We start from the raw sequence: 12,231 nt of genomic DNA, 5'->3' as shown, positions 1-12,231 counted from the left end.
TTCGGAAAAGGCCATTATATTTATAACCCTAGCTCATCATCTTTTTCAAGGACTACTTTTCCTGTTTAGGAAGAACCTCTTGATACATTTTTACCAAAGAAAGTTCATTTCTTCCCTCTAGGAGCAGATTGTCAAAGAATTTTTTTAGATATTCTGGATGTTGCTTCAGCTTTTTGGCATTATCTAACACCAGGGAATCTCTAAAATATCTAGCATGTTGCTGGAAGGGAGTGTTATCTACTTCAAATCCCATGTAGCGCAGATATTTAATCATAAAGACTGTAACAGTTCGAGTATTGCCTTCTCGAAATGGATGAATCTGCCAAATACCTGACATGAACTCTTTTAGGTGTTGCACAATTTCTTCATAAGATTTTCCCTGGTAGTTGAATTTTTTTTCTTGGTCAAAGTCATAATTCAAACTAGCTTCAATCGTTCTATAATCATCATAGATAACTGTATCACCTTCTAAAATTGCCTCTTTCTTTGTGATATTGTTGTGACGGTATTCTCCTATCGGATAGTCGGGATTCAGAATCCCTTGGAATAATTCTTCGTGTATCATCTTCAAGGTACTTGGAGCAAACTTAAAAGCATGACTAGACAACAGTTCTACGATACGCAAGGCAACAATATCTGCTTCCTTGGTACTATCATCTATCTCATCATGATATTTGGTGATTTGCTCATAGATTTGTTGGTATTCTATTTTCCCTTCAATCTGTTCCTTCGCAAGTTCAAGCATGTAAGGAGAAGGTTCCAGATTATCTACTTTCTGAAGTCCGAACCCCGTTGCCCAATAATCTACTTTGGTTTGGTAGGAGAGACTAGGATTGTCAATTTCATAGGTTGATTCCATTTACTACTCCTTTTTGTAGCTTTTGAAAAATTCATTGATGAAAGCTGAAGCTGAACGATAGCCTTTTTCTTTCACAAGCCACCCAATTTTCTCTCTAACATAATTATATTTATGTTCGTCATTATATTGATATTGTATCAGAAATTGTTTGAAATGTCATATCCAGCTGGTTGGAAAACTCTAGACACATACGTAAAAAAAATCATTATTCCACAGAAAGCTTCGTAAAGAACAAAAAATAGTAAGAAACAATGCAGGAAAAATTCTTCAGGTAGGATGTAAATAACCGGGTCTGTATTTGGGTCAAATAGCCAAGTTTGGTCGCCGACAAAGAGAATTTTGTGGAAGAGGATAAAGAATTGGTCAAAGCCAACTAAGAGTCCAATAAGAGCCACTAGAACAGGTACCAAGGCTGCCCAAATAAATACTTTTTGGAATAGACTACCAAAGCCCTTGCGAATCACTTCTTTCCAAAAGAAATAAAGAGCTGGAAGGCTACAGAGAAACAATCCCTGCGCTAGGTGAAAGAGCCACTTAACCTGTGTAAAATGATGCAGTCCTGCATCAGAAGATGAAAAACTTGGCATGGAAAGAACATGCTGCAAAGGATTTGTCAAATACTGCATCAGGATATTAAAATTATAAGAAATATCTGCTGCTTTCATATAGACGATATTTTCCAGCCCTAACCATTTTATTTCCAAGGGATATGCCAACCAAGCGCCGTAAATCGTCGCCAAAATAGCCAATGTCAGGAGATTAAGAACCACTCCTGCTGCTTGCAATTTAATTTTCATAAACCGTCCATTCATCCAAAGAATCCAGCACATGAGTCGGTGCAATCGGTAAATCTGCTACCTCTTCTTTTTTGGTAAATCCTGTCAAGACTAAGATAGTAGGAAAGCCATTGTCAATCCCTGCTCGAATATCTGTCAGGTAATTGTCTCCGACCATGACTGTCTGCGACCGTTCTGTTCCTAGATGAGCCAAGGCTTTATCCATGATAATTGCCTCTGGTTTTCCCATGATGACTGGCTTCACACGGGTTGCGGCTTCTAAGAGTGCAAGCAAGGAACCTGCACCTGGTAGCAAGCCTCGTTCTGTCGGAATATTGAGGTCTGGATTGGTCCCGATAAAGGTTGCTCCTTTTTCAATGGCTAAAGTTGCTGTCGCAAATTTTTCGTAGTCCACTTGCCAATCCAGCCCAACGACTACATAGGCAGGATTTTCCGTATCAAGAACATAGCCCGCTTCTGTAATGGCTGATTTCAAACCAGATTCACCAATGACATAGACTGTTTTTTCCTTACCCAAGTCATTCATATAGTCAATGGTTGCATGTGTCGCTGTATAAATAGTATCGAGCGGTGTTTTCACATCAAATCGACTAGCCAGCATTTCCTGAATCTGCTCAGGAGAGCGCGTTGTATTGTTGGTCACGAAAAGATAAGGAAGCCCCGCTTCCTGCAAACGCGCTACAAAGCGTTCACCAGATGGAATCCGCTCCGTTCCCTTGTAAATCGTTCCATCTAAATCAATCAAATAGCCTTGATAGGTCATGTGTGCTCCTTCATTTTCAAAACATTTCAATACTTGTTATTATACAATATCTTAGCTCAGCATGGTAGTAAAACCTCAAAAAGAAAACACCAGACGATTCTAGAAACATGTTTAATCTATACACTCACATAAAAACAAATTATTTCCGTTTTAGTATTATAATAAATTATATTTATGAAGTTTATTATATTTTAAAGAAGATTATCATGCCCTCAAAAAGAACGCAGATCCATTTTAGATATCTTTTGTTTTCAACCGTGCTTTTAGGTCTATGGAGCAGTCAAACAGTCGCTTTTGCAAATGAAAATGTCACTACCAAGTCGGCAACCATTACCACAACATCAGAATCCACCACACAGACATCAACGGTTTCAGAACCTTCTTCTCAGCTTGAAAAAAATCTTACTATTCCTCTGGACAAAAAATACCTTTTCCCAGTTGAGGACTATACCTACACCATCTCAAATCCTAAGATTGCAACGATTTCAGGAAGAATTCTCATTCCTAACGAAAAAGGAACTGCCTCTATCACCGTTAAAGATGCCACGGGAAGGCTGATTGATAGGCTGTCTCTGACAATATCAGACACTTCAGCGGATACCTATACTCGCTTGCTATCCGAGTGGAGCGATATTCTGACGGGCAATAAAGCCTATGACACGACTGATTCGCACATGACAGAGCTTTTCAAGAGGCTAGAAAACAAAACCAAAGAATCTCTCGCAAAAGACCAATCAGGATTTCTCAGCGATATTTCACATATCACGAAACAATCGTCCAATATGACTAGCGTCTATCAGAATGTCGAAGATCTGGCCAAACAAATCACGAATGAAAAGTCTGCTTTTTACCGGGATAATAGAGCCATCCGACGCATCAAAGAAAGTCTTGAATGGCTCTATCAGAACATCTACAATCCTGATAAAACCATTGAAAATGGAAACTGGTGGGACTACGAAATCGGAACACCACGCGCCCTTGTCAACACCCTCGCTATGCTGCAGGATTATTTCAGCCAAAAGGAGATTAACCGGTACGTCACGGCTGTTGAAAAATTCGGACATAATTGGAAAAAAACTTTTGATGCACTTGGTGGCAACCTTGTCGATATGGGGCGTGTTAAACTCATCGCTGGGTTACTGACCAGGAAATCACTGCAACAACTGCCGCCATGTCACGCTTGTTCCAATTCGTCACAAGTGGCGAAAGATTCTACAAGGATGGCTCCTACATTGATCACACAAACCTTGCCTACACTGGTGCCTATGGAAATGTTTTAATTGATGGGTTATCACAACTTCTGCCAATCATTCAACAAACCGAAAATCCATTATCAAATGAAGAACTAGACTCAATTTATCATTGGATTGACAAGTCATTTTTCCCTTTGATTATCAACGGGAGTTTGTTGACATGAGTCGTGGTCGTTCCATTAGCCGCTCTACTGGAAAATCCCATGCAGCTACTATTGAGGCTTTACGGGGGATTTTACGAATTGCTCATCTCTCAAACGACCCTCGAAATACTAAACTACTTAGTCAGCTAAAAAGCATTTTACAGGCAGACAAAGTCTACAGCCCTTACGGTAACTTCAAGTCCTATGCCGATATTCGATTGATGAAGACATTGCTCGAGGATCAGAACATCTCTGCTCTTCCTGTCACTTCTTGGCTGAGCACTTTTAATAATATGGATAAGCTGACCTACTACAATGCTGAAAAATCCTTTGGATTTGCCTTGTCTCTCTTTTCAAGTCGAACACAAAACTACGAAGCAATGAATAAGGAAAATGTCAGAGGTTGGTATACCAGCGACGGCATGTTCTACCTCTCCAACGCTGACCAAAATCATTATAGTGAAAACTACTGGCCAACCGTTGACCCTTATAAACTGGCTGGAACAATCGAAACAGATGAAACACGTTTGGATGCGACCACTAAAAACAAAGCATCTAGTGGTATGGGAAAACTGCCTTCTGATTTTGTCGGTTCATTAAAATTGGATGACAAACACGCGCTAGCCGCTATGGACTTTAGTAACTGGAAAAAGGAACTTAGCCTGCGAAAAGGATGGTTTATTCTCACTAATCGTATTGTCTTTCTCGGAGCAGCTATCTCAAACACATCTGGGCATACCGCCTCGACCACCATTGACCAACGAAAAGAGGACAGCAAGCACCCTTACACCGTCTATATCAATGGTCAAAAAGTAAATCTATCAGACAAGCTCGAAACGATTTCCGGCGTGCAGACCATCTTCCTCGAGTCAGATCAAGCCGATAGAAATATCGCTTATCACTTCACCAAGCCAACCGACCTGAATATTGGAAAGATTAGTCGCTCCGGCGCTTGGTCTGATATCAACAAAAACACCAATCAACCGACAACCAAATTCTCAAATCAATTTATCACCATCAGTCAGACCCATACGAATGATAAGGATAGCTACGCCTATACCTTGTTCCCAAATATCACTAAGCAAGAAGCAGATTAGCTGACAAGTTTTGCTTCTCTTGAAATTTTAGAAAATAGCAAAGCGAACCCAGCTTGTCTTTGACCGAGAAAGTCAGCCTTGGTACATCATCAAATACACGACTAACAAAACAACCATTGATGGACAAGTTGCCCTTGATAAAGCTGGATTATATATCATGACAAAGGATACCACAGCCCACACGATTCACTACTACAATCCCACAACACCTCAAAATGAGAGTGTAACCTCGACACAATCCCTCAAATCACACTAAAACCAGCATTGCTAGAAAATCCAATACCTCTTTAAGGGCTTAGTTCTGTATAAAATAGGCTAAGCCTTTTTGAGCAAACTTCTACTATTCAAGCAGCAACTAACTCATCTATTTCAAAACACTAAAAAACAAGAACTGTATCCGTTCTTGTTTCACTCATTACTCGGCTTCCTCGTCCACTTTTCTCCACTCAACCTGTGCTTGGGCGCGTAGTTCACCATCTGCGACAATGGCATGCTGGCTAGTTAAGTTGTCCAAGCGGTGCTGCGAATCAATCATGCCGCCTGGTGCTACTTCCTTAATGTACTTCAGCTGCAAGCGTTTTGGGACATGATGCAGTAAAAAATCATAATCCATCACATCAAACATCCACTCGAGATACTTACTGTTATTAACGTGACCATTCATATCAATGTCAAAATACCGAATGCGGTATACTTGCGAAATCAGGTCATCTAGAGCTGGTAATTTCGGTGCACGTTGTACTTTTTTTACCATCTCAGATTCAAATGGTGCCACCAAATCTGCTGGGACTGGGCTGAGTTTTCGGCTATCCAACTCCAGTAGCACAAAATAGCAGAGAATATCCATGATTTGATTGCCATCCGCATCATAGATATAGAATTTCCGATAACAGAAAAACTTATTGTGCGATACAGCTTCTGTTGCGATGGTAACCGTTTCTCCATAATGAGGCAAGCGGTCAATGGTCATTTCATAGTCTGTGACAATCCAGACCAGGCCATATTCTTCAAAAATGTAGCGGTCACTGCGTCCTAAACTGATAGCTTGTCGACCAGAAATTTCCAAGCAACGTAAAATCAAAAGTGATAATTTGACGTCTCTTTTCACATCGACGATGTCAAAGGGAATGGTGTATTGTTCTTGATAAGTTAAGCCCATGTACTCTCCTTCTGCTAATCTAAGATAAAGCGTTCTGCGACGGTATCTCCCAAGAAAAGTCCTTTCTTAGTCATCCGAACCTGATCTCCCTCTACTTGCAAGAGTCCTTCTTGGATCAAGTCTGTTAAAATACTGCCGTAGCGTTCCTCAAAATTCACTGCAAACTTGTCTTGAAAACGCTGGATTGAAATGCCTGATTTCTTCCGTAAACCCAGAAACATCTCCTCTTCCATCTGCTCGTTTTTCGATAAGATTTCCTCATGCAGTCGGGCATGTCCTTTTTCTGTAACCGACTTGAGATAATGCTGGATTGGCCCACGATTGCGATAACGCATGCCGTTCAGATAGCCCGATGCCCCTGCTCCTAGACCGTAATATTCAGCATTGTCCCAGTACATGAGATTGTGGCGGCTTTCAAATCCCGGCTTGGTAAAATTGGAAATCTCGTAATGTTCAAATCCATTTTTCTCCAATTCCTGCAAGATATATTCAAACATATCGGACTCGACATCTTCATTGGGCAGATGCAGGTTGCCACGGCGCTGACGATTCATGAAGACGGTATGATTTTCCAAAATCAGACTGTAGAGGCTCATATGGGGAATATCCAATGCCAAGGCCTTAGCGACATTATCCTCTACCTGTTCCATTGTCTGACCCGGTAAGGCGTAAATCAAGTCAATCGAAATATTGTGAAAATCAGCTTTTTTCAGCTCTGCAATCGTCTCGTAAATCTGAGCTTGATTGTGACTGCGGCCAATTTTTTTCAGCATACGATCGTCAAATGTCTGCACGCCCAGAGAAACGCGGTTGCATTTTGAATTTTTCAGCACAGCAATTTTCTCAGCTGTCAAATCTCCTGGGTTGGCCTCGATTGTGAATTCTTCGATTTCTGACAAGTCCAAGATTTTTTCTAGATGCGTCAGTAAATACTCTAGCTGTTCAGCCGACAAGGCCGACGGCGTTCCGCCACCGATATAGAGGGTTTTCAGCGCTGGTAGATCGTAGTATTTCACTTCTTCCATGAGCATTTTCAGATAGTCATCGACTGGCTGATTTTTGATAAAAACCTTGGAAAAGTCACAGTAATAACAAATCTGCGTGCAGAATGGAATATGGATATAAGCAGATGTGGGTCTTTTTTGCATAAGGATAGTATAGCACATTTCAGAGTAAATGGAAAAAGGCTGGCACGCGCCAGCCTTGATTAGGAATTGTATCCTAAGAATAGGAAAAATAAGACAAAATAGGTCAGAAATAGCCAAGTAACTAGGTAAAGGAATGCAAGCGATATTTTCAAACTTTTTCTAGTCTGGATACGAGCAATTCCCCTTAGCAATCCATAACCAAGAAAGCCTGAAATCACCAGATACATCAGAAATTCAATAATCCTGATAACTATTTCTGGTACTACTGTTACCATAACTACCTCCTTCGTATTTTATCGCTCCAAGTGCCAAATCTCATCATTATACTGCTGAATCGTGCGGTCACTAGAGAAGAAACTTGCCTTGGCAATATTAACAATCACCTTGTCCAACCAAGCATCACGGTCTTGGTAGTCAGCCAGCATTTTTTCCTTGGTCGCAATATACTCTTCCAAGTCAAGTAAGGTCATAAAATGATCCTGATATTTGAGATTGTCTTGCAAACGCCAGAGACGCTCATCAATCCCGCCTGCCTGACGAACGGCATCGCTGGTAATGAAATCAACCAGCGGACGAACCGTCTCTCGCTCATAGAAATCATGCGGGTGATAACTACCATGTGCATAGTGGTCAATGATGGACTGGCTATCTTGGCCGAAAATATAAATATTTTCATCACCAACCAGATCATGAATTTCTACATTGGCGCCGTCATCCGTTCCAATTGTTAAAGCCCCGTTGAGCATGAATTTCATATTTCCCGTGCCTGATGCTTCTTTTGACGCCAGAGAAATTTGCTCTGAAATATCTGCTGCGGGAATGATAAAGGAAGCCTCTGTCACATTGTAGTTTTCAATCATAACCACTTGCAAGTGAGGGCTGACTTCTGGGTCGTGCTGGATGAGCTGGGACAGAACCAAAATCAAGTGAATGATATCCTGAGCTGCTGTGTAAGCTGGCGCAGCTTTTCCTCCGAAGAAAACAGTCAAGGGACGCTCTGGAATTTGTCCACTCTTAATGACCAAGTATTTGTGAATGACATAGAGTACATTCATCTGCTGACGCTTGTATTCGTGGAGACGTTTGATTTGCACATCAAAAATAGAATCTGGATTCACATGCACACCTTGGCGTTTTTCCAGATGGCGTTGCAATTTCCGTTTGTTGTGAATCTTGATAGCCTCCAATTTTTCCTTGACATCGGCTCTATCTTTGAAGGCAAGCAGATTCTCCAACTGGCTAGCATCCTGATGGTAGTCCTGCCCGATCAATTCTTCAATATAGTGCGCCAAGCTCGGATTGGCATGCATGAGCCAACGGCGGAAAGTAATCCCGTTTGTCTTGTTATTGAATTTTTCGGGATAGAGGTCATAAAAGGCCTTTAATTCGGATGATTTTAGGATTTCTGTGTGCAAGGCCGCTACGCCATTGATGGAAAATCCGTAGTGGATATCCATGCGGGCCATGTGCACACGACCCGATTCATCAATGATATTGACCGATGGATCATCTTGGATGAGTTTTGCACGTCGATCCAATTCTTCGATAAACGGCACCAAGTGTGGCACCACACGATTGAGAAACTCAAGCGGCCATTTTTCCAGGGCTTCTGACAAGATAGTGTGGTTGGTATAGGCTGTCATCTTCTTGACAATTTCAACCCCTTCATCAAAAGGAATGCCACGCAATTCCAAAAGTCGAATCAACTCCGGAATGACCAGTGAAGGGTGGGTGTCATTGATCTGTACAACGGCATAGTCTGGCAAGTCATGCAGATTGGAACCTTTAGCAATGGCTTCATCAATCAAGAGCTGAGCAGCATTGGATACCATGAAATATTGTTGGAAAATCCGCAAAATTTTCCCGTCATCCGTCGAATCATCTGGGTAAAGAAAGAGCGTCAGATTACGGAAAATATCTTCCTTATCAAACTCAATTCCGTCGTAGACGATGTTGTCATCCACCGATCCTAGGTCAAATAAACGCAGACGATTTTTGTGCTCAGTTTGATAGCCCGAAACGTCAATGTCATAGAGCTTAGAAGTCAATGTAAAATTGGCGAAAGGCACCTGATAAGAAATCGGAGACTCGCTGAGCCACGAACGTGGTGTAATCCAGCCATTCGGGATGGCTGCTTGTTGGTGATACTGGAAAATTTGCTGGAAGAGACCAAAGTGGTAATTGAGCCCAACACCATCCCCATTCAGTCCAAGACTGGCAATCGAATCCAAGAAACAAGCCGCCAAGCGACCGAGACCCCCGTTTCCAAGAGAGGGTTCGAGTTCCATTTCTTCAATGGCAAGCAAGTCTTTTCCAGCAACTCGAAGCTGCTCCTTAACCTCATCATACAAACCCAGATTGATTAGATTATTGGACAATAGCTTCCCAATTAAAAATTCAGCTGAGATATAGTAAACTTTCTTCTTCTGCTCATTGGTACACTTGGCTTCACTACGCTGCTTGGTAAAGGCTAATAAGGCGTAGTATAAATCATGATCTGAACAGTCTTCAATTCGTTTGGCATACATTGATTGGACAAAATTTTGTAGATTAATCACAGGCGTTCCTCTTTTCTTTCACAACAAGTGATAAAATGACAGCGTTATCATCATTATTATACCAAATTTTCATGATTTTTCAAACCACAAAAAAAACAGCTTATTCAGCTGTTTTCTCACTATCATCTAGCAGGTGACGAATGGTTTGGTTGCAAGTGTCAAAATAAAATTCTGTCAAATAGGAAATGCCCGTCTGTCTTGCCAAGTCGACCAACAAATTGAAAAAGGTCTGCGAAGAAAACTGAGTCGTCCGATGCAATTCTTCTTCATCAAAAGGTTTAATCAAGTGAGCCAAGGGATTCCGGACCGTTCGCTCCAAATAGCGCAGCTGCTCCACCTTCTCCTTGACATCCTTAGGAAAATCAAGATTCTGAATGAGAAGAGACAGGCTGTTGGATGTCACAATCCGCTCAGGCTTAAAATGGCGCAAGACCGCATTGTCAGACTCCTGCAAGGCCGAACGCTTCCAAGTGTCGTATCGATGGTCCTTGGCATCATAGATATAGTCTTTCAAATTTGGAATTTTCTCCAGCACAATCCGCAGAAAAAGGCGATAAATCAAAGGAGAGACCGCACGCACAAAGTCAATAATCTGCCCCTTTTTCAACTTGACTTCCAAGTCCAATAAATAATTCGATAATTGCTCTGTTTCTTTGCTTGCATTTTGTACCTGACCACTCTCCACAGCTGGATCGATATTGAGCTCTCTTCTTTCCTTTAGAATATAAAGCAACTCCAGCACCTCTTTAGGGCAATGCTGGAGTTTTTGAGCTACTTTATAAGCGGTCGAATACTCATACAAGTCTAGCAAGAGCAACAAGAGCTGTTTGCTTTCCTTGTTCATGATAGTTCCTATTCCGCAATCAATGTTTCCAAACCAACCTTCATCATATCTGTGAAAGTATTTTGGCGTTCTTCTGCAGTTGTGTCTTCCTCTGGGTTGACCAAGCTATCTGAAATAGTCATAATTCCCAAGGCTTGCACACCGTGTTGGGCTGCCAAGTAGTAAAGAGCTGCCGCTTCCATCTCAATAGCATGCACACCCAATTTACCAAGGGAAATATTGCGGTCTGCCATATTTGAGTAGAATACATCTGAAGAAAGGACATTCCCAACGTGCGTTGTCATGCCGAGTTCTTTTGCAATGTGGTAGGCTTTGTCCAACAAGCCAAAGTCTGCAATTTGTGGGAAGTCATATTCTGGCCAGTCATTGCGGATAATGTTTGAATTTGTCGCAGCAGCTTGTGCCAAGACCAATTCACGGACATGCACATCTGGATTGATGGAACCAGCTGTCCCAACGCGAATGAGTTTCTTCACGCCGTAGTAAACAATGAGCTCACGCGCATAGATAGAAATAGACGGCATCCCCATCCCTGTTCCCATAACAGATACACGGTGGCCTTTGTAAGTCCCTGTGTAACCAAACATGTTACGAACAGTATTAAAACATTCTGCGTCTTCTAAAAAATTTTCCGCGATGAATTTGGCGCGGAGAGGGTCTCCTGGTAGCAAGATTTTATCCGCAATTTGACCTTGTTTTGCTTCGATATGAATTGACATAATTGATGATATAGAGAGCGAACTCTCTTCCTTTCTGGTTGATTCGTTTATCAGTTAGTGAGTAGGGAATGTTACAACTCCGCCAAAATTGCTTTGACAAATCCTTTGAAATCTTCTTTAATACGTTGTGTAACTTCAACTACTTCTTCGTGATTGAGTTCTTCTTGGAAGCCAGCTGCGTGGTTAGTGATCGCTGAAATTCCCAGTACTTTTAGTCCTGAGTGCACAGCAATAATTACTTCTGGTACAGTTGACATACCAACAGCATCCGCGCCTAAAGTTTGGAAGGCACGAATTTCTGCTGGTGTTTCATAAGTTGGACCTGAGCAACCAAGGTAAACGCCTTCGCTCAATTTGATGTTCAATTTTTCTGCAACTTCATAAGCTACTTGACGGTATTCAGGCGTATAGGCTTTTGACATATCTGGGAAACGTGGACCAAATTCGTCCAAGTTTTCACCAATCAACGGATTGGTACCCGTCATATTGATATGGTCATTGATGAGCATAAGTGTGCCTGGACCAAAACCGATACCACCAGCTGCATTTGTCACAAGGACAGAATGACAACCGAGCGCTTTCATGATACGAACTGGGAAGGTAACAACTTCCATTGGGTTTCCTTCGTAGAAGTGGAAACGGCCTTGCAAGGCAAGAACCTTACGACCTGCCAAGTCGCCGTAAACCAACTTACCAGCGTGACCAACAACGGTTGAGCGACCCCAGTTTGGAATATCTGCATAATCAACAACAATGGCATTTTCAATTTCTTCTGCTAATTCACCAAGACCTGAGCCCAAAATCAAACCAAATTCTGGTGTTGTGATGCCTTTTTCTTGCAAGAAATCACGTGTTTCATAAATTTTTTCTAAAAGTATCATATGGTTTCCT

At 41.7% G+C, this 12,231-nt stretch carries 12 protein-coding genes and 1 pseudogene; 3 read left to right on the top strand and 10 right to left on the bottom strand.

The features are described 5' to 3' along the window. Positions 1-52: 52 nt before the first annotated feature. From ABID27_RS02135 to ABID27_RS02125, 3 genes are all read right to left on the bottom strand, one after another. Positions 53-859: a Fic family protein gene (locus ABID27_RS02135; protein WP_253363141.1), complete on the bottom strand. Its 807-nt coding sequence runs from the start codon at positions 857-859 to the stop codon at positions 53-55. 137 nt (positions 860-996) lie between these two features. Then, the gene (locus ABID27_RS02130; protein WP_354279889.1) at positions 997-1,656 is read right to left on the bottom strand and encodes a TIGR01906 family membrane protein; all 660 of its coding nucleotides are present in this window, start codon (positions 1,654-1,656) and stop codon (positions 997-999) included. Beyond that, a complete protein-coding gene (locus tag ABID27_RS02125; protein WP_253363138.1) occupies positions 1,646-2,419 on the bottom strand; it encodes a TIGR01457 family HAD-type hydrolase in 774 nt (257 codons plus the stop codon). The genes ABID27_RS02130 and ABID27_RS02125 overlap by 11 nt, the downstream gene beginning before the upstream one ends. Before the next feature lie 107 nt (positions 2,420-2,526). Between ABID27_RS02125 and ABID27_RS02120 the strand changes: the two are divergent. From ABID27_RS02120 to ABID27_RS02110, 3 genes and pseudogenes are all read left to right on the top strand, one after another. After that, a pseudogene (locus ABID27_RS02120) lies at positions 2,527-3,836 on the top strand (hypothetical protein). Further along, entirely contained in the window at positions 3,833-4,912 is a 1,080-nt protein-coding gene (locus ABID27_RS02115; RefSeq protein ID WP_354279887.1) for a polysaccharide lyase family 8 super-sandwich domain-containing protein, read from the top strand. Before ABID27_RS02120 ends, ABID27_RS02115 begins: the two are co-directional and overlap by 4 nt. 34 nt (positions 4,913-4,946) lie before the next feature. Next, positions 4,947-5,168, top strand: a complete 222-nt coding sequence (locus ABID27_RS02110) for a polysaccharide lyase beta-sandwich domain-containing protein (RefSeq protein ID WP_354279951.1) — start codon at positions 4,947-4,949, stop codon at positions 5,166-5,168. A gap of 159 nt (positions 5,169-5,327) precedes the next feature. Here the strand turns inward: ABID27_RS02110 and ABID27_RS02105 are convergent, their stop codons facing one another. From ABID27_RS02105 to ABID27_RS02075, 7 genes are all read right to left on the bottom strand, one after another. Then, complete coding sequence (locus tag ABID27_RS02105; RefSeq protein ID WP_253363132.1) at positions 5,328-6,071, bottom strand: acyl-ACP thioesterase domain-containing protein; 744 nt, start codon at positions 6,069-6,071, stop codon at positions 5,328-5,330. Between the two features lie 14 nt (positions 6,072-6,085). After that, a complete protein-coding gene (gene hemW / locus ABID27_RS02100) occupies positions 6,086-7,219 on the bottom strand; it encodes a radical SAM family heme chaperone HemW (protein ID WP_354279884.1) in 1,134 nt (377 codons plus the stop codon). A gap of 59 nt (positions 7,220-7,278) precedes the next feature. After that, on the bottom strand, positions 7,279-7,494 hold the full coding sequence (locus ABID27_RS02095) for a hypothetical protein (protein ID WP_253363128.1): 216 nt from the start codon (positions 7,492-7,494) through the stop codon (positions 7,279-7,281). An 18-nt stretch (positions 7,495-7,512) separates the two neighbouring features. Beyond that, positions 7,513-9,777, bottom strand: a complete 2,265-nt coding sequence (glgP, locus tag ABID27_RS02090; protein ID WP_354279882.1) for a glycogen/starch/alpha-glucan family phosphorylase — start codon at positions 9,775-9,777, stop codon at positions 7,513-7,515. 100 nt (positions 9,778-9,877) lie between these two features. Further along, entirely contained in the window at positions 9,878-10,621 is a 744-nt protein-coding gene (locus tag ABID27_RS02085) for a hypothetical protein (protein WP_354279880.1), read from the bottom strand. Positions 10,622-10,629: 8 nt separating this feature from the next. After that, positions 10,630-11,340 (bottom strand): purine-nucleoside phosphorylase, encoded by a 711-nt coding sequence (gene deoD, locus ABID27_RS02080; protein WP_354279878.1) that lies wholly within the window; start codon positions 11,338-11,340, stop codon positions 10,630-10,632. A gap of 71 nt (positions 11,341-11,411) precedes the next feature. Next, complete coding sequence (locus tag ABID27_RS02075) at positions 11,412-12,221, bottom strand: purine-nucleoside phosphorylase (protein ID WP_253363122.1); 810 nt, start codon at positions 12,219-12,221, stop codon at positions 11,412-11,414. Positions 12,222-12,231 lie beyond the last annotated feature (10 nt).

Origin of the sequence: Streptococcus gallinaceus (genome assembly GCF_040545695.1) — a bacterium.
Classification (GTDB): Bacteria; Bacillota; Bacilli; order Lactobacillales; family Streptococcaceae; genus Streptococcus; species Streptococcus gallinaceus.
The sequence above is the reverse complement of the archived record's forward strand: the minus strand, read 5'-3'. Positions and strand labels throughout refer to the sequence as shown.

Bases quoted from the DNA above. Each gene is read 5' to 3' on its own strand.
- ABID27_RS02105 (WP_253363132.1), bottom strand. From the start codon at position 6,071: ATGGGCTTAACTTATCAAGAACAATACACCATTCCCTTTGACATCGTC.
- ABID27_RS02085 (WP_354279880.1), bottom strand. From the start codon at position 10,621: ATGAACAAGGAAAGCAAACAGCTCTTGTTGCTCTTGCTAGACTTGTAT.
- hemW (WP_354279884.1), bottom strand. From the start codon at position 7,219: ATGCAAAAAAGACCCACATCTGCTTATATCCATATTCCATTCTGCACG.
- ABID27_RS02130 (WP_354279889.1), bottom strand. From the start codon at position 1,656: ATGAAAATTAAATTGCAAGCAGCAGGAGTGGTTCTTAATCTCCTGACA.
- ABID27_RS02075 (WP_253363122.1), bottom strand. From the start codon at position 12,221: ATGATACTTTTAGAAAAAATTTATGAAACACGTGATTTCTTGCAAGAA.
- deoD (WP_354279878.1), bottom strand. From the start codon at position 11,340: ATGTCAATTCATATCGAAGCAAAACAAGGTCAAATTGCGGATAAAATC.
- ABID27_RS02135 (WP_253363141.1), bottom strand. From the start codon at position 859: ATGGAATCAACCTATGAAATTGACAATCCTAGTCTCTCCTACCAAACC.
- ABID27_RS02125 (WP_253363138.1), bottom strand. From the start codon at position 2,419: ATGACCTATCAAGGCTATTTGATTGATTTAGATGGAACGATTTACAAG.
- ABID27_RS02095 (WP_253363128.1), bottom strand. From the start codon at position 7,494: ATGGTAACAGTAGTACCAGAAATAGTTATCAGGATTATTGAATTTCTG.
- ABID27_RS02115 (WP_354279887.1), top strand. From the start codon at position 3,833: ATGAGTCGTGGTCGTTCCATTAGCCGCTCTACTGGAAAATCCCATGCA.